Consider the following 23865-nt stretch of genomic DNA (forward strand, 5'->3'; position numbering starts at 1 on the left):
CGCCGCGTGGCCCGCACCGACTCGTTCGTGCAGGCGACCTGGACACGGCGCTCGATCCCGCGCGAGCAGGCCGTGCTGTTCCAGCCAGGAGCCGGTGGGCCTGCCGCTGGCCGCGGCGGCAGCGGTGGCGCGGACGCTGCAGCGCGAGCGCGCCACCGAGGGGGGCCGACCCGTTCAGCCGCCGAGACGGCTGGCAATCGCACGGCGTGACGCGCCGCCGGTTCGCGTTCGAGTTCGGCGGCCAGCCTGCCAACGCCTGGCTCACCTACGCCGCGGGCGGCGCGATGGAACTGGCGGTGGGCGAGGGCGATGCGGCCGTGGCCGGGCCGCTGGCCTTCACCGCCGATGGCGAGGGCCTGGACCTGCACTTCGCCGGCCAGCGCACGCGCGCCGTGGTGCATTCCCAGGGCGAGACCGACCACGTCTTCACGCCGCGCGGCGCCACGCAGATCGTCGCCATCGACCTGCTGGCCCATGCGGGCGAGGCGCAGTCCGAAGGCGGACGCCTGACCGCGCCCATGCCCGGCAAGGTGGTGTCGTTCGCCGTGAAAGCGGGCGATGCCGTGACCAAGGGCCAGGCCCTGGCCGTGATGGAGGCCATGAAGATGGAGCACACCATCGCCGCGCCCGTGGACGGCACGGTGCAGGAGCTGCTCTATGCGCCCGGCGACCAGGTGACCGAAGGCGCCGAGCTGCTCAAGCTCTCGCCCGCGTGACAGCGCGCCATCCGCAGCCACGATACGCTCTTGCGCCATGAACATCACCTTCTGCTGTACGCACACCAAGGCTGAGCCCTGGCTGCAGGGCCTGCAGGCCGCGCTGCCCGGGGCGCACATCACCGTCTGGCAACCGGGCGCCCCCCCGGCCGATTTCGCCGTGGTCTGGGCGCCGCCCCAGCAGTTCATGGACGAGCAGGCCGGCATCCAGGCGCTCTTCAACATCGGTGCGGGCGTGGATGCGCTGCTGGCCCTGCGCCTGCCGCCCGGCGCGCAGGTGGTGCGGCTGGACGATGCCGGCATGGCCGTGCAGATGGCCGAATACGTGTGCCACGCGGTGGTGCGCCACTTCCGCGAGTTCGAGGCCTATGAGGCCGACATGCGCGCCGGGGGCTGGGCCTACCGCCGGCCGCGACTGCGCAGCGATTTCTCCGTCGGCGTCATGGGCCTGGGAGTGCTGGGCGAGCGGGTGGCCAAGGCGCTGGCGCACTTCGAGTTCCCGGTGAACGGCTGGAGCCGCTCGCCCAAGGCCGTGGAGGGCGTGCGGGCCTTTCATGGCGCGGAGGGTTTCGACGGCTTCCTGGCTGCCAGCCGCGTGCTGGTGAACCTGCTGCCGCTCACGCCTGACACGCAGGACATCATGAACCGCGACACGCTCTCGCGCCTGCAGCCCGGCGGCTATGTCGTCAATGTGGCGCGCGGCGCGCACCTGGTCGAAGACGACCTGATCGCCCTCATCGACGCCGGCCACCTGGCCGGGGCCACGCTCGACGTGTTCCGCACCGAGCCCCTGCCCGCCGACCACCCGCTGCGCACGCACCCCCGCATCACGACCACGCCCCACACCTCCGCCCGCACGCTGCGCGAAGAAAGCATCGCCCAGATCGCGCGCAAGATCGCCGCCATGCAGCGCGGCGAGCCGGTGGCCGGCATCGTGGACCCCCGGCGCGGCTACTAGGCCTCGGGCACCGCCCCGCATTCTTTACCGCAGGATTTCCCCATGAGCAGCAGCATTCCTTCCCGCGTCAAACTCGTCGATGTCGGCCCGCGCGACGGCCTTCAGAACGAAAAGTCTCCCGTGCCCGCCGAGGTCAAGATCGGTCTCGTGCACCGCCTGCAGGCGGCCGGGCTGACGGAGATCGAGGTCACCAGCTTCGTCTCGCCCAAGTGGGTGCCCCAGATGGCGGACAACGTGGAGGTGATGGCGGGCATCGAGCGCCAGCCCGGCGTGCGCTATTCGGTGCTCACGCCCAACCTCAAGGGCTACGAGGCCGCCGTGCCCACGCGGCCCGACGAGATCGTCGTCTTCGGTTCGGCCAGCGAGGCCTTCAGCCAGAAGAACATCAACTGCAGCATCGCCGAGAGCATCGAGCGCTTCGCGCCCGTGGTCGAGGCGGCGCGCGCGGCGGGCATTGCCGTGCGGGGCGCCATGAGCTGCACCGTGGGCTGCCCCTACGAGGGCGAGGTGGCGCCCGAGCGCGTGGCGTACCTGGCGGGCCTGATGAAGCAGATCGGCGTGCAGCACGTCGGCGTGGCCGACACCATCGGCGTGGGCACGCCGCGCAAGGTGCAGCGCGCCATGGAGGCCACCTTGCAGCACTACGGCGTCGACGCGGTGTCGGGCCACTTCCACGACACCTACGGGCAGGCGCTGGCCAACACGCTGGCTTCGCTGGAGATGGGCGTGTGGCAGTACGACACGTCGGTGGCGGGCCTGGGCGGGTGCCCCTATGCCAAGGGCGCCACGGGCAACGTGGCGACCGAAGACGTGGTCTACATGCTGCACGGCATGGGCATCGACACGGGCATCGATCTGGACGCGCTCATCGATGCGGGCGCGTACATCAGCGATTTCCTGGGCCGGCCGTCCAACTCGCGCGCCGCCAAGGCGTTGCTGACCAAGCGCCTGGGCTGAGGCCGCGCAGGGTCTGGGCGCTGGGTGCGGTCAGCCGCCGGGCGGCGCGGCCACGCTCTGCAGTTGCTCCTTGAGGTGCGCGAGAAACGATTGCGCCGCGCGTGACAGCGTGCGGCCCATCAGCGTCTGCACCTCGATGTTGCGCAGGTCCAGCCCCCGGTCGCGCAGGCGCACGCAGGCCATCTCCTCGCGCTCGATCTGGTAGCGCATGGTGATCTCGCCCGAGATGGACACGCCCTCGGGCTCGTGCTTGACGAACCCGAACAGGCTGGCGATGTAGTTGCTGGTGAGCACGGGGTCGATCTGCACCTTCTGGCGGCTGCACGCGATGTCGAACAGCTGCCGCACGGTGGTGTCCATTTCGGGCAGCGCCACGGGATAGTTCTGCAGCTGCGACAGGCTGACCTGCTGAAAGCGCGTCAGCGGATGGCCGCGCTGCACCACGGCCAGCACGGGCGAGGGCTGCAGCAGCTCGATGCGGATGTCCTTTTCGGCGCTGCGGCTCATGGTGATGCCGATGTCCGCATCGCCCAGCAGCACGCGCCGCGTGCTTTCGGCCGGCGGAAACACCCCCAGGTGGAACTGGATGCCCGGGTGCCGCCGCCGGAAATCGCTGATGAGCCGGGGCAGGAATTCCAGCGCGAAGCCCTCCGACGAGGCCAGGCGCACCCGCCCGCGCTCCATGCCCTGCAGCGCCTGCATTTCATGCACCACGCGCTCCGCGTCGTGCGCGGACTTCTGCGCATGCACCGCCAGCAGCTCGCCCGCCGCGCTCGGCACCATGCCGCGCGCGTGGCGGTCGAACAGCGTCGCTCCCAGGATGTCTTCCAGATGCGCGATGTGTCGGCTGATGGCCGAGCCCGCCACGTTCAGCCGCTGCGAGGCCTCGCTGATCGAGCCGCAGCGCACCACCTCCAGGAAGTAGCGCAGGGCCGTGTCCTGCAATTGGCGGGCGACGATCTGCGAGCGTTTCATGGCGGTGGGCGATGGGGCGTGGTGCACTGCGGCAATCCCACAAGCATAGGCGCAATGCGGCGGGAGCATTGCCTTTTTGAGATCGCTCGCCGCGATATTCGGTAATGGCGGAAACGTCTCCGAGGTCCCATTCTTGCTCCCGTTCACTGTGTTTCCTGTTTCATCACGATGAAGGAGTTCGCAATGGGGCATTTATTCACCCACTGGGTGCGCCGGGGCTGTCTGGCACTGGGCATGATGGTTTTCGGGGCCGGCGCGCACGCCGGCAAGGCCAACGACACGCTGACCTATGCGTCGGACAACGAGGTCGAGAACGTGAGCCCGTACCACAACAACATGCGCGAGGGCGTTGTGCTGGCCGCCATGGCGTGGGACACGCTGCTCTACCGCGACACGAAGACGGGCGAGCTCAAGCCGCAGCTCGCCACCGCCTGGAAGTGGGAATCGCCCACCGCGCTGCTGGTCACGCTGCGCCAGGGCGTCACCTTCCACAACGGCGACAAGTTCACCGCCGACGATGTGGCCTACACCTTCAACGTGGTGACCGGCCCCGACGCCAAGATCGCCACGCGCCAGAACACCGACTGGATCAAGGGCGTGGACAAGGTGAGCGACTACGAGGTGCGCATCCACCTCAAGACGCCGTTCCCCGCGGCGCTGGAATACCTGGCCGGCCCCACGCCCATCTACCCCGCAGCCTATTTCACCAAGGTGGGGCTGGAAGGGTTCAGCAAGGCGCCGGTGGGCAGCGGCCCCTACAAGATCACCAGCGTGGTGCCGGGGCAGGGCGTGACGATGGTGAAGAACACCGCCTACTTCAAGGACAGCCCTGCGGGCCAGCCCAAGATCGGCACCGTGAAGTTCACCGTGATCCGCGACCCTGAAGCCCGCATGGCCCAGTTGATGACCGGCGCGGTGGACTGGATCTGGCGCGCGCCGGCCGACCAGGCCGATTCGCTGAAGGCGGCGCCCAACCTCTCGGTGCTGAGCGGCGAAACCATGCGCGTGGGCTTCATCTCCATCAACAACAACGGCACCACCCCCGAGGCCGCGCCCTTCAAGGACCCCCGCGTGCGCCAGGCGCTCAACTACGCCATCAACCGCAAGGGGCTGGCCGACAGCCTGGTGCGCGGCGGCAGCCAGCCGGTGTATGCGCCGTGCTTTCGCACGCAGTTCGGCTGCGACACCAGCAAGGTGCAGCAGTACGAATACAACCCGGCCAAGGCCAAGGCGCTGCTGGCCGAGGCAGGCTACCCGAACGGTTTCGACACCGCGCTGTGGGCCTACCGCGAGCGCGAGTACGCCGAGGCGATGATCGGCGACCTGCGCAAGGTCGGCATCCGCGCGCGGCTGCATTTCGTGCAGTACCCGGCGCTGCGCACCGAGCTGCGCGCCGGCCGTGCGCCGCTCACGTTCCAGGCCTGGGGATCGTTCTCGATCAACGACGCTTCGGCCTTCGTGGGCAACTTCTTCAAAGGCGGCCCCGACGACACCGCCAAGGACCCGCAGGTCATCGCGCTGATGCAGACGGCCGACGCCACGGTGGACAAAGCCGAGCGCAAGGCCAAGTACGCCCAGGCGCTGCAGCGCATCTCCACCCAGGCCATGTGGGCGCCGCTGTTTTCGTACTCGACCAACTACGCGTTCACCTCGGACCTGAAGTTCGAGGCCCAGCCCGACGAGCTGCCGCGCTTCTTCCAGGCCAGCTGGAAGTGACGGCCCCGGCGTTCGTGTCCCTCCCACACCCTCGCGGGCCCCTGCCATGCTGATCTACATCTTTCGCCGCCTGCTGGTGGCGCTGAGCGTCATGCTGACCGTGGCGGTCGTCAGCTTCATGCTGCTGCACCTGTCGGGCGACCTGGCCACCGCGATCGCGGGCCCGGAATCGAGCGCCGCCGACGTGGAGAAGATCCGCGTGCAGTACGGCCTGGATCGCCCCATCGTGGAGCAGTTCTTCGACTGGCTGGGTGCGGCGGCGCGGCTGGATTTCGGGCGGTCGTTCTATTTCCAGAACACCGTCATGGAGCTGGTCGGCGAGCGCCTGCCCATCACGCTCAAGCTCGGTGGCGTGGCGCTGCTGCTGGCCGTGGCCGTGGCCATTCCATTGGGCGTGCTGGCCGCGCTCTACCGCGACACGTGGATCGACCGCCTGGCCTTGATGGTGGCGGTGGTGGGCCAGGCCATGCCGACCTTCTGGTTCGCGCTCACGCTGGTGCTGCTGTTCGCCGTGGGCCTGAAGTGGCTGCCCGTGGCGGGCAACACGAGCTGGCAGCATTTCGTGCTGCCGGCGGTGGCGCTGGGCTACTACGCCATGCCGGCCATGATGCGGCTCACGCGGGCCGGCATGCTGGACGTGCTGGGCGCGGACTACATCCGCACCGCGCGCGCCAAGGGCCTGAGCCGCTCGCGCGTGGTGTTCAAGCACGCGCTGCGCAACGCCATCATTCCGGTGGTGGCGCTGGCCGCGGTGGAGCTGGGCTTCATGCTCGGCGGCTCGGTGGTGATCGAGTCGGTGTATTCCATGCAGGGGCTGGGGCAGCTCGCGTGGGACTCCATCGCGCGCAACGACTACCCCGTGGTGCAGGCCGTGGTGCTGATCATCGCGGTGTTCTACATCGCGCTCACCTTCCTGGCCGACGTGCTCAACGCCGCGCTCGACCCGCGCATGCGCACCCGCTGACGCCACCGCACCGGAGACTGCCATGAACGCTTCCACCACCCTTTCCTCCCCCGGCGCGGCGGCCACCCTGGCCCTGCCGTCGCCACCGGCCTGGCGCCGCTGGCTGCGCCGCGTGCTGGGCCAGCGCGGCCTGGTGCTCGGCGCATCGTGCTCGTGCTGGCCCTGGTGGCCGCGCTGCTCGCCCCCTGGATCAGCCCGCACGACCCCTATGCGCAGGATGTGACCCAGCGCCTCATTCCGCCCGTCTGGCATGCCAAGGGCAGCTGGGAGCACGTGCTGGGCACCGACAAGCTCGGCCGCGACTACCTGAGCCGCCTCATCTACGGCGCCCGCGTGTCGCTGCTGATCGGTGTGGTCACGGCGCTCATCGCCGGGGCCATCGGTACCACGCTGGGCGTGCTGGCCGGCTACTTCGGCGGCCGGGTGGATGCGGTCATCAGCTACATCATCACCACGCGCCTGGCCATGCCGGTGGTGCTGGTGGCGCTGGCCATGGCCTCGCTCGTGGGCGGCTCGCTGCAGGTGGTGATCGTGCTGCTGGGCCTGCTGCTGTGGGACCGCTTCGCCATCGTGACCCGCTCGGCCACGCAGCAGCTGCGCGATGCCGAGTTCATCGCGGCGGCCAAGGCGCTGGGTGCATCCACGCCGTACATCCTGGTGCGCGAGCTGCTGCCCAACCTGATGAGCGCGCTCACCGTGGTCGCCACGCTGGAGATGGCGCACGCCATCCTGCTCGAATCGACCCTCTCGTTCCTGGGCCTGGGCGTGCAGCCGCCCACGCCGTCGTGGGGCCTGATGGTGGCCGAGGGCAAGGCCTACATGTTCTTCCAGCCCTGGGTGATCCTGATCCCCGGCGTGGTGCTGGCCGTGCTGGTGCTGGCCATCAACCTGGTGGGCGACGGCATCCGCGATCTCACGGCCCCCGATGGCCGGAACTGAAAGGCAAAGACCCATGACCACCCCTTTGCTGGACGTGAAGAACCTGCGCGTGGACCTGCCCACCGAGCGCGGCATGCTGCACGCGGTGCGCGGCATCGACTTCCATGTGAACCGCGGCGAACTGCTCTGCCTGGTGGGCGAATCGGGCTGCGGCAAGTCGATGACCTCGCTCGCGCTCATGGGCCTGCTGCCGCGCAAGGCGGTGCGCACGGCCGACCACATCCGTTTCGACGGTGCCGAGCTGCAGAGCCTGCCCGAGCGCGGCATGGCGGCGCTGCGCGGCGCCCGCATGGCGATGATCTTCCAGGAGCCGATGACCTCGCTCAACCCGTCGTACACGCTGGGCGACCAGCTGTGCGAGGCGCTGCGCGCGCACCGCAAGGTGAGCATGGCCCAGGCGCGCGAGCGGGCCGTGTACCTGCTGGAGCGGGCGGGCGTGCCGCAGGCGCCCGAGCGCCTGCGCCAGTACCCGCACCAGCTCTCGGGCGGCCTGCGCCAGCGCGTGATGATCGCCATGGCGCTGATGTGCGAGCCCGACCTCATCATTGCCGACGAGCCCACGACCGCGCTGGACGTGACCATCCAGGCGCAGATCCTGCGGCTGCTGCGCGAGCTGCAGCAGGAGTTCGGCACGGCCGTGGTCTTCATCACCCACGATCTGGGCGTGGTGGCGCGCATCGCCGACCGCGTCGCGGTGATGTATGCGGGCGAGGTGATCGAGACCGCGCCGGTGGGCGAGCTGTTCGCGCGGCCCACGCACCCCTACACGCAGGGCCTGCTCAACTGCATTCCCGTGCGCGGCAAGACGCTGCCGGGCAGCCGGCTGCAGGCCATTCCCGGCGTGGTGCCCAGCCTGGTCGGCACCGTCCAGGGCTGCGCTTTTTCCAACCGCTGCGCGCACGCGCAACCGGCCTGCGCGCATACGCCGCCCTATGTGGCGGTGGATGCCCACCACGCGGTCCGCTGCGTGCAGGCCCATCCCCTGGCGGAGGCCGCATGACCCCCAAACCCCTACCCCCGGCACCCGGCAGCGACATCGCGCTGGAGCTGTGCGCGCTGCACCGCAGCTTCCGCCTGAAGCGCGGACTGTTCCGCGCGCCCGGCGAGATCCACGCGGTGAATGACGTCTCGCTGCGCGTTCGCAAGGGCGAAACGCTGGGCCTGGTCGGCGAATCCGGCTGCGGCAAGAGCACGCTCGCCAAGATGCTGCTGGGCCTGCTGCCGCCCAGCTCGGGCAGCGTGCTGGTCGATGGCAAGGAGATCGATCCGCGTCAGCGCCGCGCGCTGGCGCGGCGCATCCAGCCCATCTTCCAGGACCCGTACTCGTCGCTCAACCCGCGCCGCACCGTGGCCGACATCGTCGGCGTGCCGCTGCGCCTGCACCAGGTGGGCACGGCCGTGGAGCAGCGCCGGCGCGTGCGCGAGATGCTCGATCTGGTCGGCATGCCCGAGCGCACCCATGCGCAGTACCCCAACCAGCTGTCGGGCGGGCAGCGCCAGCGCGTGGCCATCGCGCGGGCGCTGGTGCTGCGGCCCGACATCCTGATCTGCGACGAACCGACCTCGGCGCTCGACGTGTCGGTGCAGGCGCAGATCCTGAACCTGCTGCTCGACCTCAAGGCCGAGTTCGGCCTGACCTACCTGTTCATCAGCCACGACCTGGGCGTGGTCGAGCACCTGGTGGACCGCGTGGCCGTGATGTACCGCGGCGCCATCGTGGAACTGGGCACGCGCGAGCAGATCTTCGCCCGGCCCGAACACGCCTACACCCGCCGGCTGCTGGCCTCCGCGCTCACGCCCGAGCCGGGCCTGGGCATTCCCGACATCGAACGTGCGGCCGTGGCCTGAGCGGCCATACGCACCTTCCATTCACTCCACCCACCCCACCCGAGGACCTTTTCCATGAGCCGTGACCAAGCCATTGCCCAGACGCTGGCCTGCTTCGATGACGGGCGCTTTCAGCAGACGCTGGCGCGCCGGGTCGCCTTCCGCACCGAAAGCCAGGACGCCGCCAGCGGCCCCATCCTGCACGCCTACCTGACCGAGGAAATGGTGCCGCAGCTGCAGGCGCTGGGCTTTGCCTGCCGTGTGGTGGACAACCCGGTGCCGGGCAAGAGCCCCTTCCTGCTGGCCGAGCGCGCCGAAGAGGGCGCGGCCTTCACGCTGCTGACCTACGGCCACGGCGATGTGGTGCGCGGCTACGACGCGCAATGGCGCGCGGGCCTCAAACCGTGGGACATCGTGGTGGAGGGCAACCGCTGGTATGGCCGCGGCACGGCCGACAACAAGGGCCAGCACACCATCAACCTCACCGCGCTGGAGCAGGTGCTGGCGGTGCGAGGCGGCCGCCTGGGCTACAACGTCAAGATCATCCTGGAGATGGGCGAGGAGGACGGCTCGCCAGGCCTGAACGCGGTGTGCGCGAACGAGCGCGATGCGCTCGCGGCCGACCTGTTCATCGCCTCCGACGGGCCCCGGGTGTCCGCCTCGCGCGCCACCCTGTTCCTGGGGTCGCGCGGCGTCTTCAATTTCGACCTGCACGTGAAGCTGCGCGACGGTGGCCACCACTCGGGCAACTGGGGCGGCCTGCTGCGCAACCCGGGCATCCGGCTGGCGCATGCCATCGCCAGCCTGGTGGACGAGCGCGGCCGCATCCAGGTGCCGGGCCTGCGCCCCACCGAGCTGCCCGCCAGCGTGCGCGAGGCGCTGCGCGACATCGACGTGGGCGGTGGCCCGGACGACCCCGAGATCGACCCGGACTGGGGCGAGCCCGGCCTGACTCCGTCCGAGCGCGTGATCGGCTGGAACAGCCTGGAGGTGCTGGCCTTCACCACCGGCAACCCGGCCATGCCGGTGCATGCCATTCCCGCCGAGGCGCGCGCGCACTGCCACATGCGCTACGTGGTGGGCTCCGACCCCACGGCGTTCCTGGACCACATCCGCGAGCACCTGCGGGCCCGCGGCTTCACGGACGTGGAAGTGCGCGGCACCGACGTGCACATGGCCGCCACCCGGCTGGACCCGGACGACGCCTGGGTGCGCTGGGGCCTGGCCTCCATCGAGCGCTCCACCGGCCAGCGGCCGGCGCTGCTGCCCAACCTGGGCGGCTCGCTGCCCAACGACGTGTTCTCCGAAACGCTGGGCCTGCCCACGCTGTGGGTGCCGCACTCGTATCCGGCGTGCTCGCAGCACGCGCCCAACGAGCACATCCTGGCGGACGTCACGCGCGAATCGCTGCAGATCATGGCCGGCCTGTTCTGGGATCTGGCGGAGCAGGGGCCCGGGGTGCACCAGGAGCGCGCGGCGGCTTGAACGCCGAAGGGCTGCGCGCGCCGGCGGCCATCGCTAAGATTCACGGCTTTGGACCACCGGCCTTCCGGCCTTGAGACACCCATGTGCGCAGCCGAACTCATTCCCCTTCCCGAAGGCGTCCAGCGCGTCGCCGCCACGCTGCAATCGCTGGGCCATCCGCACATGCCGCGCATGCTCGACGACGCGGCGCGCACCGCCCAGCAGGCGGCCGATGGCCTGGGCATCCTGGTCGGCCAGGTGGCCAAGAGCATCATCTTCCGGCGCAAGAGCGACGATGCGGCCGTGCTGGTCGTCACCTCGGGCGACCGGCGCGTGGATGAGAAGAAGGTCGAGGCCCACATCGGCAAGATCGGCCGGGCCGATGCCGAGTTCGTCAAGGCGCGCACGGGCTTCTCGATCGGCGGGGTGTCCCCCGTGGGCCACGCCACGCCGCCGGTCACGCTGATCGACCGCGAGCTGTTCCGCTTCGAGGAGATCTGGGCCGCGGCCGGCCACCCGCACAGCGTGTTCGCGCTGCGCCCGCAGGATCTGGAAAAGCTCACCAGCGCGCCGGTGGTTGATGTGGTGCAAGCGCCGACCGAATCATGAGTGATATTGAATCAATAGCTAACCGCGCAATGCTGTTGAGCGCGGGAGGCTATTTCGACGAGGCCAGCACGGACGGCGTGCCCTCGCCGTGCATCTCGGTGTGCCGCCTGTCCGCCGATGGCACCTCCTGCGACGGCTGCTTTCGCACGCTGGACGAGATCCGCGCATGGTCGGGCGCGGATGGTGCTGAACGCCGCGCGATCTGGGCCCGCCTCGCGCAGCGCGCGGGTTTCGAGTTTCCCCCGCCATCCCCTTTCCCGGACCTGCCGTGAAGCACATCACCTTCTACCTGGACTTCGTCTCGCCCTATGCCTGGCTGGCGTTCGAGCAGTTGCCGAAGGCCCTGGAAGGACTGAGCTACAGCGTCGAGTACCGGCCCGTGCTGCTGGGCGCGCTGCTGCAGCGCCACGGCAACCCCGGCCCGGCGGGCATTCCTGCCAAGCGGCTGTGGACCTACCGCCATGCCGAATGGCTGGGCCATTCGCTCGGCACGGGCCTGGCCATGCCGGCCCAGCACCCGTTCAACCCATTGCCGCTGCTGCGCCAGTCGCTGGCCTGCAGCGAGGACGGCGCCATCAACCGTTTCGTGGCCGGCACGGTGCTGCGCCACGTGTGGCTGGGCGGACACGATGCCAACAACCCCGCGCGGCTGCAGGCGCTGGCCGAGGCACTCACACAGCAGGTGCGCCCGGATCCCGCAGGCGCCACCGCCAAGGCCCTGCTGCGCGCCAACACCGACACGGCGGCGCAGCGTGGCGTGTTCGGCGTGCCGGCGTTCGAGGTGGAAGGCCGCCTGTTCTGGGGGCTGGACAGCCTGCCCATGCTGCGGGCCTGCCTGAGCGGCGATCCCTGGTTCGAAGGCCCCGCATGGGGCCGTGCCGAGGCGCTGCCCTCCAGCCTGCCGCCAGCCGCCGCCTGATCCCGCCGAACCCGGCGGCAAGCGCCAAGCTGACTCACGCTATTGCGCTGACGCGGCTGATTTCCCTGGCGTTCCCGTCCTTTCAGGGTTAGTCCTCGGCAGGGTTTTCCCGCGGCGCGGCGGTGCGTCGTGGTGGCCTCCGTGGCCCGTTCGATGGGCTGCACCGCTGTTTTACCCCTGATTTACCGCATCGAGAAATGCGAATACAGGGTTGGCCCGGAGTTTGTCAGTTGGCAGTCAGTCCAGGGTGCCGGCAAGCCAACGGCGCTTGTCAGTGTTTGGTCAGATGTACGTCCGATATTGCGACCCAGGCTGCGACGAGTGCCCGGAAACCCCATCGCACCGTGCATTTCCGCATCCATCCGACCACCAATGGAGACAAGCACCATGGCTACCAATGTTGCATCCCGGCCCATGTCGCCGGAAGAGAGAAAAGTCATCTTCGCCTCGTCGCTGGGCACCGTGTTTGAGTGGTATGACTTCTACCTGTACGGCTCGCTTGCGGCCATCATCGCCAAGCAGTTCTTCAGCGGCCTGGATGCGGGCTCGGCCTTCATCTTCGCGCTGCTGGCCTTCGCGGCCGGGTTCATCGTGCGGCCTTTCGGCGCACTGGTGTTCGGCCGCCTGGGCGACATGATCGGGCGCAAGTACACCTTTCTCGTCACCATTCTGATCATGGGCCTGTCCACGTTCATCGTGGGCATCCTGCCGACCTACGCCAGCATCGGCGTGGCCGCGCCGGTGATCCTGATCGCGTTGCGCATGCTGCAGGGCCTGGCCCTCGGTGGCGAGTACGGCGGGGCCGCCACCTATGTGGCCGAGCACGCGCCCCAGGGCAAGCGCGGCGCCTACACCTCGTGGATCCAGACCACCGCCACGCTGGGCCTGTTCCTGTCGCTGCTGGTCATTCTGGGCACCCGCACCGTGATGGGCGAGCAGCAGTTCGGTGATTGGGGCTGGCGCATTCCGTTCCTGGTGTCCATCCTGCTGCTGGGCATTTCGGTGTGGATCCGGTTGTCGCTGTCGGAATCGCCCGCCTTCCAGAAGATGAAGGCCGAAGGCAAGACCTCCAAGGCGCCTTTGTCGGAGTCGTTCGGCGAGTGGAAGAACCTCAAGATCGTGATCCTCGCGCTGATCGGCCTGACCGCCGGCCAGGCCGTGGTCTGGTACACGGGGCAGTTCTATGCGCTGTTCTTCCTTACGCAGCAGCTGAAGGTGGACGCCGTCACGGCCAACCTGATGATCGCTGCCGCGCTGCTGATCGGCACACCGTTTTTCATCGTTTTCGGTTCGCTGTCGGACAAGATCGGCCGCAAGCCCATCATCATGCTGGGCTGCGTGCTCGCCGTGCTGACGTACTTCCCGGTGTTCAAGGCCCTGACCGAAGCGGCCAATCCCGATCTCGCCGCCGCGCAGGCCAAGAACAAGGTGGTGATCGTTGCCGATCCTGCCGAGTGCTCGTTCCAGTTCAACCCCACGGGCACATCCAAGTTCACGAGTTCGTGCGACATCGCCAAACAGGTGCTGGCCGCCGGTTCGGTGAGTTATGACAATGAAGTCGCGCCAGCCGGCACGCCAGCCGTGATCAAGATCGGTGCCACCACCATCGCGAGCTACAGCGCCAAGGGCCTGCCCGCCGACCAGGTCAAGGCCAAGGATGCGGAGTTCAAGAAAACGGTGGCCGACACGCTCAAGGCCGATGGCTACCCCACGAAGGCCGACCCCGCCAAGATGAACAAGGGGATGATGGTCGCCCTGCTGACCTACCTCGTGCTGCTGGTGACCATGGTGTACGGCCCCATCGCCGCCATGCTGGTGGAAATGTTCCCCACCCGCATCCGCTACACGTCGATGAGCCTGCCCTACCACATCGGCAATGGCTGGTTCGGTGGCCTGCTGCCCACCACCTCGTTCGCCATCGTGGCGCAGACCGGCAACATGTACAACGGCCTGTGGTACCCCATCATCATCGCGGGCGCCACGGCGGTGATCGGCACGCTGTTCATCCGCGAAACCAAGGACGTGGACATCTACGCCAACGACTGATGGAACCGCGCGGGCGCCCGGGAATCCGGGGCCCGCAGCATGGAAAAGGGCTGCATGTGTTGGCAAAAAACGCCAAAGTGTGGTGGCGATGCATCAAGGCTGTTATGAAAATGACTTTTGGGGGTGGTATTGAGGCGCCACCCCCTAGAATTTCGTAAGTAGTTGCACCAACGCCCGGCGGCCACCCGCTCTGCAGTGCCTACCACACCATCTGATGGATAAAAGCATTCAAGGAAATCACATGCAAAAGACGAATCGTTTGGCACTGGCTGTGCTGGCTCTCCTGGGTAGCACCGCTGCCTTCGCCCAAAGCAGCGTCACGCTGTATGGCCGTGTGAACACCACGGTGGAACGCCAAGAAGTGGGCGACACCAAGACCACCGGTCTGTTCAACAACGCTTCGCGTTTCGGCTTCAAGGGCGTGGAAGACCTCGGCGGTGGCCTGAAGGCTGGCTTCCAACTGGAAAGCGGCTTCGCTTCCGACACCGGTTCTTCCGATGCACGTGGCTTCTTCGCCCGTCAAAGCGAAGTGAACCTGTCGGGTGGTTTCGGCGCCCTGCGCCTGGGCCGCTTCACGGCTGAGTCCTACTACGCCACGGCCGACTACGTCAGCCTGCACAACCACGACACCGGTTCGTCGTCCGATGCGTTCTACGCCTACGTGATGCCCGATGCCAACAAGATTTCCTACCGCACGCCCGATTTCGGCGGCCTGACCGTCGAAGGCGCCGTGGCGCTGCACGAGCAAGCTGTCGGCGTGAAGAACGCCTATGACCTGGCTGCCAACTACAACCTGGGCGCTCTGGCCCTGGGCGCTGGCTACAGCAAGCAAGGCGACGTGAACCAGTTCGCACTGCGCGGCCTGTACACGATGGGTTCGTTCATGTTCGGCGGTTACTACCAACGTGACGAAGACGCATACGTCCTGAATGGCGGCAAGCGCAACACGTTCCGTCTGTCGGGTGCCTACCTGATGGGCGCTTCGGAATTCCACGTGAACGTGGGCCGTGCCGGCAAGTACAAGAACGTGGCTGACAGCGCCGCTACGCAATACACGCTGGGCTACAACTACAACCTGAGCAAGCGCACCAAGGTGTACGGCTACTACACGAAGGTGAACAACAGCCGCAACGCCGCTTACATGACGGGCATCGCCGGCGCTGACTTCAGCTCCGTGGCCGTGGGCGTTCGCCACGCATTCTGATGGTTGACGCGGGTCGGCGGCCCCGGCTGCCAACCCGTGTTCCAGACGATCCGAGCCTCACATCCCGAAAGGGGTGTGGGGCTTTTTTTCAGCCGTTCGTTTCACTAAAAAGGAGATAGGTATGTGGAAAATTGTCGTGGGCTTCGTTCTGTTCGCAGCGCTGTCGCTCTTCGTCATCATGAAAGCCGGAGACAAAGTGGACATGAGCGGTGAAAAGCACGGGGCCGATGCCGTGCATGTGCCTGAAACGGCGGCCCCCGCAGCCAGCAGCCCCGCATCGGCGCCCGCGGTGCCCGCCTCGGGAGCCAGCAGCGCTTCCTGAAAACAGGCGGCTGCCCGATGCAGACGTGAAGAAGCCCGCTGATGCGGGCTTTTTTGCCGAGCGCAGTCGGTCGGGCGGGCGAAAGCGAGGTTTTCAGCCCCTCAGCGGCGGAATTTCCCGTCCGCGCCGAGGATGGACAGTTCGGCAAAGTCCAGCCCGGTGTGGTCGTCGGGGCCGTAGCTCACCTCCAGGCCGCCCAGATCGACTTTCTGCAAGCCTTCCAGCGCGGCATGGATCCGCTCCCGGGTGGGCTTGGGGCCGGCGCGGCGCAGGCCTTCGACCAGCACCTTGGCGGCCGCGAAACCTTCCAGCATGGCGGGGCTGACTTCCTTGCCCCGGCTCTTGGCGAGGCCCTGCGCTTCGCTCACGAGCGGCACGTTCACGGCGCGCTCATTGGGGAACACCTGGGTGACGATCACACCGCGGGCGTTGGCTCCCAGGCTTTTGGCGAAACCCGCGGAGGCATTGTTGGACAGCGTGGCCACCTGCGCCGTCGATCCTGCGGCGCGCAGGGCCGCGTAGCCTTCGGCCACAGCGGTGCTGGAGGCGATCATCAGCACGGCCTGGGCCTGCGACTTCGCGATCTTGGGCACGAGGGCTCTGAAATCGGGCTTGGTGCGGTCGACTTTCTCCAGCAGCACGGCTTTGAGCTTGGCGGTGTCCAGCCCCTTTTGCGCGCCGACCAGGCCGTCCGCGCCGAAGCTGTCGTCCGCATGGACCACGGCGATCTTGGTGATGCCGGTGGATGCCAGGTGCGCGATGGCCTTCTCGGCTTCGCGCTGGTAGGGCGCCCGCACGTTGAAGACGTTCCGGCGCACGGGCCGGTGCAGCACCATGGCTCCGGTGGAGGGGCCGACCAGCGCCACGCCGTATTTGTCCAGCAGCGGGATGACGGCCTCGGTGGGCGGCGTGCCGCGCGTGAGAAAGAGAGCGGAGACGTTCTGCTCTTCGATCAGCTTGCGGGCATTGGCCGCGGCCAGTTGGGGGTCGAGTTGGTCGTCCAGCGAGATGAGCTGGATTTTCTGCCCGTGGATGCCACCCCGCGCATTGATGGCGTCCAGGTACAGCTTGGCGCCGTCGGTGGTTTCCTGCACCCCTGCGGCCACCGTGCCGGAAAAACCGGCAGTCTGTCCGATGAGGATCTGCGCCTGCGCGGCCGACAGCAGCGCCGTCAAGGCCACGCCCGCGCTGATTTTCTGGAGGGTTCTCATAGCTCTCTGGTCAAAGGATGGAGGGGCGTGCCGGACTCGCTCCGGCCCCGGCATGTCCGGCGATAGCGCTTCTCAGGAAAGAACGTAACCCAAAGGTCCGAGGATCGTGCCGAGGCGATGGCCGCGGCTTCCCTCATATCCCCCGGATGGGCCGGGCCACTGCGGCCGCCCGGGCATGCTGCCCGGGCCTTCAGCGGCGGAATTTTCCGTCGGTTCCGATGATAGACAGGTCGGCGAAGTCCAGGCCGGTGTGGTCCTCGGGGCTGTAGCTGACCTCCAGCCCGCCCAGGTCGAACTTCTGCAGCCCTTCCAGGGCCGCCTGGATGCGGTCGCGGGAGGGCTTGGGGCCGGCGCGGCGCAGGCCTTCGACCAGGACCTTTGCGGCGGCATAGCCTTCCAGCATGGCGGGGCTGATTTCCTTGCCCTGGGCCTTGGCGAGGTCCTGCGCCTCGCGCACCAGGGGGAAGTTCATGGCCCGTTCGTTGGGGAACACCTGGGTGACGATCACACCGCGGGCGTTGGCGCCCAGGCTTTTGGCAAAGCCGGCGGAGGCGTTGTTGGACAGCGTGACCATCTGCGCGCCCGATCCGGCGGCGCGAAATGCCGCATAGCCTTCGGCCACGGCGGTGCCCGAGGCGATCATCAGCACGGCCTGGGCCTGCGACTGCACGATCTTGGGTGCGATGGGGGCGAAGTCCGGCTTGGAGCGGTCGAACTTTTCCTGCAGCACGGCCTTGAGCTTGGCGGCTTCCAGCCCCTTTTGCGCGCCGACCATGCCGTCGGCCCCGAAGCTGTCGTCCGCCTGCACCACGGCGATCCGGGTGATGCCCATGGAGACCAGGTGGGAGATCGCCTTTTCGGCTTCGCGCTGGTAAGTGGCGCGCACGTTGAAGACGTTCTTGCGCACCGGCTTGTGCAGCACCATGGCGCCGGTGGAGGGGCCGACCAGGGCCACGCCGTGCTTGTCCAGCAGCGGAATGATGGCCTCGGTGTGGGGCGTGCCGCGCGTGAGGAAGAGGGCGGAGACGTTCTGCTCCTCGATCAGCTTGCGGGCATTGGCGACGGACAGTTGCGGATCGAACTTGTCGTCCAGCGAGACCAGTTCCACCTTCTGCCCGTGGACCCCGCCCCGGCCGTTGACGGCGTCCAGGTACAGCTTGGCGCCCTCGGTCGTCTCCTGCACGCCCGAGGCCACTGCCCCCGAGAATCCGGCGGTCTGGCCGATGAGAATCTGTGCCTGGGCCGCCGACAGCAAGGCGGCCAGGACCAGTGCGGCGCCGGTGTTGCGCATGAATGCCATGGTGTGTCTCCAATCCGTGAGGGGTTGCCGAGGAAAGCCCTCTGCCTGGGCGCCACCTTGCCGAAGTTGGCGATTCGTGACAATAGGTAACACCCTGGGTCGGAGGCCTTTTCCATGCCGCGGGCGGTTGCCAACGGCGGCCTTGCCCCGATATGGGAAAACGCCCTACCTTCCGCGCGCGGAAGCCGTCCCTAGAATGCTCCGCCTCCCCTACCCGAAAGACCCCCGATGACCCAGGGATTGATCCGCATCCACGGTGCACGCCAGCACAACCTCAAAAACCTCGATCTGGACATCCGCACGGGTGAGTTGACGGTGGTGACGGGCCCCAGCGGTTCGGGCAAATCCAGCCTGGTGTTCGACACCCTCTACGCCGAGGGCCAGCGCCGCTACGTGGAAACCTTCAGCGCCTACGCGCGCCAGTTCCTCGACCGCATGGACAAGCCCGCCGTGGACAAGGTGGAGGGCGTGCCGCCCGCCATCGCCATCGACCAGACCAACCCGGTGCGCTCCAGCCGCTCCACGGTCGGCACGATGACCGAGCTGAACGACCACCTGAAGCTGCTCTTCGCCCGCGCCGGCCAGCTGTTCGACCGGCAGACCGCGCAGCCGGTGCGCCACGATTCGCCCGAGACCATCTACGCCGAGCTGCAGCGCCGCTGCGCCGAGGCCGGCGACCCGCGCGTGGTGCTGACCTTCCCCGTCGAGCTGCCCGCCAACACCTCGCCCGAGCAGGTCGAGCAGTGGCTGTCCGCCAGCGGCTTCACCAAGGTGCAGGCCGAGCGCGAGGTCGCAACGCCCACCGGGCTCCGAAAGCTGCTCGATGTGGTGGCCGACCGGTTCCGCCTGGGCAATGCCGAGAAGGCGCGGGTGGTGGAGGCCATCGAGGTGGCGATCAAGCGCGGCACCGGGCGGCTGAACGTGTACCGGCTGGTGGACGACGGCGAGCCGGAACTGTGGCGCTTCTCCACTGGGCTGCACTGCCCCGACAGCGACCTGCGCTACAGCGAGCCGATTCCGTCGATGTTCTCGTTCAACTCCGCCGTGGGCGCGTGCGACACCTGCCGCGGCTTCGGCCGCGTGATCGGCGTGGACTATGGGCTCGTGATCCCCAACGAGAAGCTCACGCTGCGCGCGGGCGCGATCAAGACCATCCAGACGCCGGCGTGGAAGGAGGCGCAGGACGACCTCATGCGGCACGCCGAAACCGCCGGCATCCCGCGCGACACGCCCTGGTACAAGCTCACCGAGGACCAGAAGCAGTGGGTCATCGGCGGCGCGCCCGGCTACAAGGACGGGCAGTGGAACAAGCAGTGGTACGGCATCAAGCGCTTCTTCGAGTACCTGGAGAGCAAGGCCTACAAGATGCACATCCGCGTGCTGCTGTCCAAGTACCGCAGCTATACGCCGTGCCCCACCTGCGGCGGCGCGCGCTTGAAGACCGAGAGCCTGCTGTGGCGCGTGGGCAGCAAGGAGGACGCCGACATCGCGATCGACCCGGCCCGCCGCTTCATGCCCCAGGGCGTGCAGTGGAGCCGCGCGCAACTCGAAGCGCTGCCCGGCCTGTGCCTGCACGACCTGATGCTGCTGCCCATCGACCGGCTGCGGCGCTTCTTCGACCGCATGGAACTGCCCGAGGGCGATGCTGCGGCCGGGGGCGACGCGCAGGCGCTCAAGCTGCTGCATGAAGAGATCACCACGCGCCTCAAATACCTGTGCGACGTGGGCATCGGCTACCTCACGCTGGACCGGCAAAGCCGCACGCTCAGCGGCGGCGAGGTGCAGCGCATCAACCTGACCACGGCGCTGGGCACCTCGCTGGTGAACACGCTGTTCGTGCTGGACGAGCCCAGCATCGGCCTGCACCCGCGCGACATGCACCGCATCACCGAGGCCATGCTGCGCCTGCGCGATGCGGGCAACACGCTGGTGGTGGTGGAGCACGACCCGGCCGTCATGCTGGCGGCCGACCGCGTGATCGACATGGGCCCCGGCCCGGGCGAGCGCGGCGGCTCCATCGTGTTCGACGGCACCACGGGCGAGCTGCGCCGCGCCGACACGCTCACCGGCCAGTACCTGGCCGGCACCAAGCAGATCGGCATGGGCTACCAGCGCCGCGTGACGGAGGCCACGCCGCGCCTGATCCTGGAAGGTGCGCGCGAGCACAACCTGCAGAACGTGTCGGTGGAGTTCCCGCTGCAGCGCCTGGTCACCGTGACCGGCGTGAGCGGCTCGGGCAAGTCGAGCCTGATCCAGGACGTGCTGGCCCCCGCGCTGCTGCGCCACTTCGGCAAGGCGACGGAGACGCCTGGCGCGCACGACCGCCTGCTGGGCGCGGACCACCTGGGCGAGGTCGTGTTCGTGGACCAGTCGCCCATCGGCAAGACCGCGCGCTCCAACCCGGTGAGCTACGTGGGCGCGTGGGACGCGATCCGCGAGCTGTTCGCCGTGGCGCCGCTGTCGCGCCAGCGCAGCTACACCGCGGCCAAGTTCAGCTTCAATTCGGGCGACGGGCGCTGCCCGACCTGCGGCGGCTCGGGGTTCGAGCACGTGGAGATGCAGTTCCTGTCGGACGTGTACCTGCGCTGCCCCGACTGCGACGGCAAGCGCTACCGGCCGGAGATCCTGGAGGTGACCATCGAGCGCGGTGGCCGCTCCTTCAACGTGGCCGACGTGCTCGACCTCACGGTGAGCGAGGCGGCCGCCCTGTTCGCTGCCGACCGCGACGTGATCCGCGCCCTGCAGCCCATCGTGGACGTGGGGCTGGAATACGTGAAGCTGGGCCAGCCCGTGCCCACGCTGTCGGGCGGCGAGGCCCAGCGCCTGAAGCTGGCCGGTTTCCTCGCGGAAGCGGCACGCGTGGAAAGCAAATCGCGCCAGCCGCTGGCGCGCAAGGGCACGCTGTTCCTGTTCGACGAGCCCACCACGGGCCTGCATTTCGACGACATCGCCAAGCTCATGCGGGCGCTGCGCAAGCTGCTGGACGCCGGGCATTCGCTGGTGGTGATCGAGCACAACCTGGACGTGATCCGTGCCAGCGACTGGCTCATCGACCTCGGCCCCGAGGGCGGCGACGGCGGCGGCCTGCTGGTGGCCGAGGGCACGCCCGAGGACGTGCGCCAGCACCCCACCTCGCACACGGGCGCCGCGCTGCGCGAGTACGAGCAGGCCCTGGGCGCGGGCGGCCACTCGGTGCACGAGAAGGCTGCGGTGCTACGAAAAGAGAAGCGGCGTGCCCTAGCGGAACATGCGCCGGCGGCCAAAAAACGCCATCGAAATCGTCAACGCCAAGGAGCACAACCTCAAGAACCTGAGCGTGGACATTCCGCGCGGCCAGTTCAACGTGATCACCGGTGTGTCGGGCTCGGGCAAGTCGACGCTGGCGTTCGACATTTTGTTCAACGAAGGGCAGCGCCGCTACCTCGAATCGCTGAACGCCTATGCGCGCTCCATCGTGCAGCCGGCGGGCCGGCCCGAGGTGGATGCGGTGTACGGCATTCCGCCCACGGTGGCGATCGAGCAGCGCCTGTCGCGCGGCGGGCGCAAGAGCACGGTGGGCACCACCACCGAGGTGTGGCATTTCCTGCGCCTGCTGTACGTCAAGCTGGGCGTGCAGCACTGCATCCACGACGGCGCCGCCGTGCAGCCGCAGACGCCCGACAGCATCGCCGCGCAGCTGCTGCGCCACTTCAAGGGCCAGCACATCGGCCTGCTGGCGCCGCTGGTGATGAACCGCAAGGGCGTCTACACCGAGCTGGCCGACTGGGCGCGCCCGCGCGGCTACACCCACCTGCGGGTGGACGGGCATTTCCTGCCCACCACGGGCTTTCCGCGCATCGACCGCTTCAAGGAGCACACCATCGAGCTGCCCGTGGCCAGCCTGGACGTGTCACCCGAGAACGAGGGGCTGCTGCGCTCGTCGCTGGCGCGCGCGCTGGAACTGGGCAAGGGCGTGGTCCACGTTCTGAGCCAGCTCGATGGCCTGAAGGACGCCATGGTGGCCGGCACCGCCACCGCGCACATCGGGGCGCTGCAGGCGTTCTCCACCAAGCGCGCCTGCCCCGTGTGCGCCACCAGCTATGCCGAGCTGGACCCGCGCCTGTTCTCCTACAACAGCAAGCACGGCTGGTGCCCGGACTGCGTGGGCACGGGCGTCAAGCTCACCCGCGAGCAGCGCAAGGTGTTCGACGACTCGGTGCAGGACGACAAGGAAAAGGGCCGCGAGCAGACCTTCGCCGAGCCCGAAGCCGAGGACGTGGCCGACGTGGCCTGCCCCACCTGCCAGGGCACGCGGCTGAACGCCACGGCCCGCGCCGTGCGCTTCGGCGAGAACGCCGCCGCCGGCCGTGCGGGCGTGGGCATCGCCGACATCGCCGCGCTGTCGGTCACCGACATCCGGCAGTGGATCGAGGCGCTGCAGCAGGGCGCGGCCTTGAGCCAGCGCGAGGCCGACATCGCGCGCGACCTGATCCCCGAGATCCAGAGCCGGCTCGAATTCCTGGAAGAGGTGGGCCTGGGCTACCTCACGCTGGACCGGGGCGCGCCCACGCTCTCGGGCGGCGAGGCGCAGCGCATCCGCCTGGCGGCGCAGCTGGGCAGCAACCTGCAGGGCGTGTGCTACGTGCTGGACGAGCCCACCATCGGGCTGCACGCGCGAGACAACCAGATTCTGCTGAACGCGCTGCACAAGCTGGGCGACAAGGGCAACACGCTGGTGGTGGTGGAGCACGACGAGGACACCATCCGCCGCGCCGACCACATCATCGACATCGGCCCGAGCGCCGGCAAGCGCGGCGGGCGCCTGGTGGCGCAGGGCAGCGTGGCCGACGTGCAGGCCGCCGAGGATTCGCAGACCGGCCGCTACCTGCTGCATGCCATGCGGCACCCGCTCAAAGCCCGTCGCCCGGTGGTGCCGCCCGTGCACATCGCCCGCTCGGATGCTACTATTTTGATAGCTAACAAGGCAGAAAGTACTAGGGCATCCGGCCAAAAAAGAGGCCGAAACCGCCCAACCGGAGCACTGGCTGACCGTGCGCGGCGCGCACCTGCACAACCTGCAGCGCGTGACGGCCAGCGTGCCGCTGAACCGCCTGGTGGCCGTGACCGGCGTGAGCGGCTCGGGCAAATCGACCCTGGCGCGCGACGTGCTGCTGGCCAACGTGCAGGCCTGGGTGCAGCAGCGCTCCACCAAGGCCGGGCGCGATGCGATGGACGCCGGCAAGGCGCCGCCCCTCGTGGGCTGCAGCGGCCTGTCGGGCTTCGAGACGGTGGACCGCGTGCTGGAGGTGGACCAGACCCCCATCGGCAAGACGCCGCGCAGCTGCCCCGCCACGTACATCGGCTTCTGGGACACCATCCGCAAGCTGTTCGCCGAAACGCTGGAGGCCAAGGCGCGCGGCTATGCGGCCGGCCGGTTCAGCTTCAACACCGGCGAAGGGCGCTGCCCCAGCTGCGAAGGCCAGGGCATCCGCACCATCGCCATGAGCTTCCTGCCCGACGTGAAGGTGCCCTGCGAGACCTGCCACGGCGCGCGCTTCAACCCCGAGACGCTGGCCGTCACCTGGCGCGGCAAGAGCATCGGCGACGTGCTGCAGATGGAGGTGGACGAGGCGGTGGAGTTCTTCGCCAGCATGCCCAGCATCGCGCACCCCCTGCAACTGCTCAAGGACGTGGGCCTGGGCTACCTCACGCTGGGCCAGCCCAGCCCCACGCTGTCGGGCGGCGAGGCGCAGCGCATC

16 protein-coding genes and 3 pseudogenes are annotated in these 23865 nt (G+C 68.4%); 16 read left to right on the forward strand and 3 right to left on the reverse strand.

Translation table 11 applies throughout. The annotated features are described in order from the left end of the window. The 3 genes and pseudogenes from AC27IO_RS09265 to AC27IO_RS09275 all read left to right on the forward strand — a co-directional run. Window positions 1-716: pseudogene (locus tag AC27IO_RS09265) on the forward strand (acyl-CoA carboxylase biotin carboxyl carrier protein subunit); the annotation flags it as partial. A gap of 37 nt (window positions 717-753) precedes the next feature. Then, window positions 754-1674: a 2-hydroxyacid dehydrogenase gene (locus tag AC27IO_RS09270; protein ID WP_498738590.1), complete on the forward strand. Its 921-nt coding sequence runs from the start codon at window positions 754-756 to the stop codon at window positions 1672-1674. Window positions 1675-1716: 42 nt separating this feature from the next. After that, on the forward strand, window positions 1717-2631 hold the full coding sequence (locus tag AC27IO_RS09275) for a hydroxymethylglutaryl-CoA lyase (RefSeq protein WP_284404702.1): 915 nt from the start codon (window positions 1717-1719) through the stop codon (window positions 2629-2631). Window positions 2632-2661: 30 nt separating this feature from the next. On the opposite strand, the gene AC27IO_RS09280 is transcribed toward AC27IO_RS09275, so the two are convergent. Further along, window positions 2662-3606 carry a LysR family transcriptional regulator gene (locus AC27IO_RS09280; protein WP_349817231.1) on the reverse strand — a complete coding sequence of 315 codons (945 nt, stop codon included), beginning with the start codon at window positions 3604-3606 and terminating at the stop codon, window positions 2662-2664. Between the two features lie 234 nt (window positions 3607-3840). Here AC27IO_RS09280 and AC27IO_RS09285 point away from each other — a divergent pair, with 234 nt between their 5' ends. From AC27IO_RS09285 to AC27IO_RS09340, 12 genes and pseudogenes are all read left to right on the forward strand, one after another. Continuing rightward, the gene (locus AC27IO_RS09285) at window positions 3841-5322 is read left to right on the forward strand and encodes an ABC transporter substrate-binding protein (RefSeq protein WP_498738603.1); all 1482 of its coding nucleotides are present in this window, start codon (window positions 3841-3843) and stop codon (window positions 5320-5322) included. 46 nt (window positions 5323-5368) lie between these two features. Continuing rightward, window positions 5369-6286, forward strand: coding sequence for an ABC transporter permease (locus tag AC27IO_RS09290; RefSeq protein WP_272550879.1), 918 nt, complete (start codon window positions 5369-5371; stop codon window positions 6284-6286). Window positions 6287-6308: 22 nt separating this feature from the next. Beyond that, window positions 6309-7225 (forward strand): annotated as a pseudogene (locus tag AC27IO_RS09295) (ABC transporter permease). 13 nt (window positions 7226-7238) lie between these two features. Continuing rightward, a complete protein-coding gene (locus tag AC27IO_RS09300) occupies window positions 7239-8225 on the forward strand; it encodes an ABC transporter ATP-binding protein (RefSeq protein WP_317353449.1) in 987 nt (328 codons plus the stop codon). Further along, window positions 8222-9073 carry an ATP-binding cassette domain-containing protein gene (locus AC27IO_RS09305; RefSeq protein ID WP_284404706.1) on the forward strand — a complete coding sequence of 284 codons (852 nt, stop codon included), beginning with the start codon at window positions 8222-8224 and terminating at the stop codon, window positions 9071-9073. Before AC27IO_RS09300 ends, AC27IO_RS09305 begins: the two co-directional genes overlap by 4 nt. A 54-nt stretch (window positions 9074-9127) precedes the next feature. Next, the gene (locus AC27IO_RS09310) at window positions 9128-10537 is read left to right on the forward strand and encodes a M20 family metallopeptidase (protein WP_498738594.1); all 1410 of its coding nucleotides are present in this window, start codon (window positions 9128-9130) and stop codon (window positions 10535-10537) included. Window positions 10538-10618: 81 nt separating this feature from the next. After that, window positions 10619-11125, forward strand: coding sequence for a YbaK/EbsC family protein (locus AC27IO_RS09315; protein WP_487113033.1), 507 nt, complete (start codon window positions 10619-10621; stop codon window positions 11123-11125). Beyond that, a complete protein-coding gene (locus tag AC27IO_RS09320) occupies window positions 11122-11397 on the forward strand; it encodes a DUF1289 domain-containing protein (RefSeq protein WP_498738596.1) in 276 nt (91 codons plus the stop codon). Before AC27IO_RS09315 ends, AC27IO_RS09320 begins: the two co-directional genes overlap by 4 nt. Next, window positions 11394-12044, forward strand: coding sequence for a 2-hydroxychromene-2-carboxylate isomerase (locus tag AC27IO_RS09325; protein WP_498738598.1), 651 nt, complete (start codon window positions 11394-11396; stop codon window positions 12042-12044). Before AC27IO_RS09320 ends, AC27IO_RS09325 begins: the two co-directional genes overlap by 4 nt. Window positions 12045-12431: 387 nt before the next feature. After that, a complete protein-coding gene (locus tag AC27IO_RS09330; protein ID WP_284404716.1) occupies window positions 12432-14090 on the forward strand; it encodes an MFS transporter in 1659 nt (552 codons plus the stop codon). Between the two features lie 241 nt (window positions 14091-14331). Beyond that, window positions 14332-15294, forward strand: coding sequence for a porin (locus AC27IO_RS09335; RefSeq protein ID WP_272565303.1), 963 nt, complete (start codon window positions 14332-14334; stop codon window positions 15292-15294). A 121-nt stretch (window positions 15295-15415) separates the two neighbouring features. Further along, a complete protein-coding gene (locus tag AC27IO_RS09340; protein ID WP_284404718.1) occupies window positions 15416-15616 on the forward strand; it encodes a hypothetical protein in 201 nt (66 codons plus the stop codon). A gap of 101 nt (window positions 15617-15717) precedes the next feature. Here the strand turns inward: AC27IO_RS09340 and AC27IO_RS09345 are convergent, their stop codons facing one another. Further along, complete coding sequence (locus AC27IO_RS09345; RefSeq protein WP_498738601.1) at window positions 15718-16827, reverse strand: ABC transporter substrate-binding protein; 1110 nt, start codon at window positions 16825-16827, stop codon at window positions 15718-15720. A gap of 190 nt (window positions 16828-17017) precedes the next feature. Next, complete coding sequence (locus AC27IO_RS09350; protein WP_272569813.1) at window positions 17018-18118, reverse strand: ABC transporter substrate-binding protein; 1101 nt, start codon at window positions 18116-18118, stop codon at window positions 17018-17020. Window positions 18119-18355: 237 nt separating this feature from the next. Between AC27IO_RS09350 and uvrA the strand changes: the two are divergent. Then, window positions 18356-23865, forward strand: a pseudogene (gene uvrA / locus AC27IO_RS09355) (excinuclease ABC subunit UvrA); the annotation flags it as partial.

This window comes from Acidovorax sp. KNOB132, from assembly GCF_057541515.1.

What these genes read in the sequence shown, in the direction of transcription:
- AC27IO_RS09280 (WP_349817231.1), bottom strand. Translation starts at nt 3,606, where the DNA reads ATGAAACGCTCGCAGATCGTCGCCCGCCAATTGCAGGACACGGCCCTG.
- AC27IO_RS09320 (WP_498738596.1), top strand. Translation starts at nt 11,122, where the DNA reads ATGAGTGATATTGAATCAATAGCTAACCGCGCAATGCTGTTGAGCGCG.
- AC27IO_RS09300 (WP_317353449.1), top strand. Translation starts at nt 7,239, where the DNA reads ATGACCACCCCTTTGCTGGACGTGAAGAACCTGCGCGTGGACCTGCCC.
- AC27IO_RS09285 (WP_498738603.1), top strand. Translation starts at nt 3,841, where the DNA reads ATGATGGTTTTCGGGGCCGGCGCGCACGCCGGCAAGGCCAACGACACG.
- AC27IO_RS09275 (WP_284404702.1), top strand. Translation starts at nt 1,717, where the DNA reads ATGAGCAGCAGCATTCCTTCCCGCGTCAAACTCGTCGATGTCGGCCCG.
- AC27IO_RS09350 (WP_272569813.1), bottom strand. Translation starts at nt 18,118, where the DNA reads ATGCGCAACACCGGCGCCGCACTGGTCCTGGCCGCCTTGCTGTCGGCG.
- AC27IO_RS09305 (WP_284404706.1), top strand. Translation starts at nt 8,222, where the DNA reads ATGACCCCCAAACCCCTACCCCCGGCACCCGGCAGCGACATCGCGCTG.
- AC27IO_RS09270 (WP_498738590.1), top strand. Translation starts at nt 754, where the DNA reads ATGAACATCACCTTCTGCTGTACGCACACCAAGGCTGAGCCCTGGCTG.
- AC27IO_RS09315 (WP_487113033.1), top strand. Translation starts at nt 10,619, where the DNA reads ATGTGCGCAGCCGAACTCATTCCCCTTCCCGAAGGCGTCCAGCGCGTC.
- AC27IO_RS09330 (WP_284404716.1), top strand. Translation starts at nt 12,432, where the DNA reads ATGGCTACCAATGTTGCATCCCGGCCCATGTCGCCGGAAGAGAGAAAA.
- AC27IO_RS09290 (WP_272550879.1), top strand. Translation starts at nt 5,369, where the DNA reads ATGCTGATCTACATCTTTCGCCGCCTGCTGGTGGCGCTGAGCGTCATG.
- AC27IO_RS09310 (WP_498738594.1), top strand. Translation starts at nt 9,128, where the DNA reads ATGAGCCGTGACCAAGCCATTGCCCAGACGCTGGCCTGCTTCGATGAC.
- AC27IO_RS09340 (WP_284404718.1), top strand. Translation starts at nt 15,416, where the DNA reads ATGTGGAAAATTGTCGTGGGCTTCGTTCTGTTCGCAGCGCTGTCGCTC.
- AC27IO_RS09335 (WP_272565303.1), top strand. Translation starts at nt 14,332, where the DNA reads ATGCAAAAGACGAATCGTTTGGCACTGGCTGTGCTGGCTCTCCTGGGT.
- AC27IO_RS09345 (WP_498738601.1), bottom strand. Translation starts at nt 16,827, where the DNA reads ATGAGAACCCTCCAGAAAATCAGCGCGGGCGTGGCCTTGACGGCGCTG.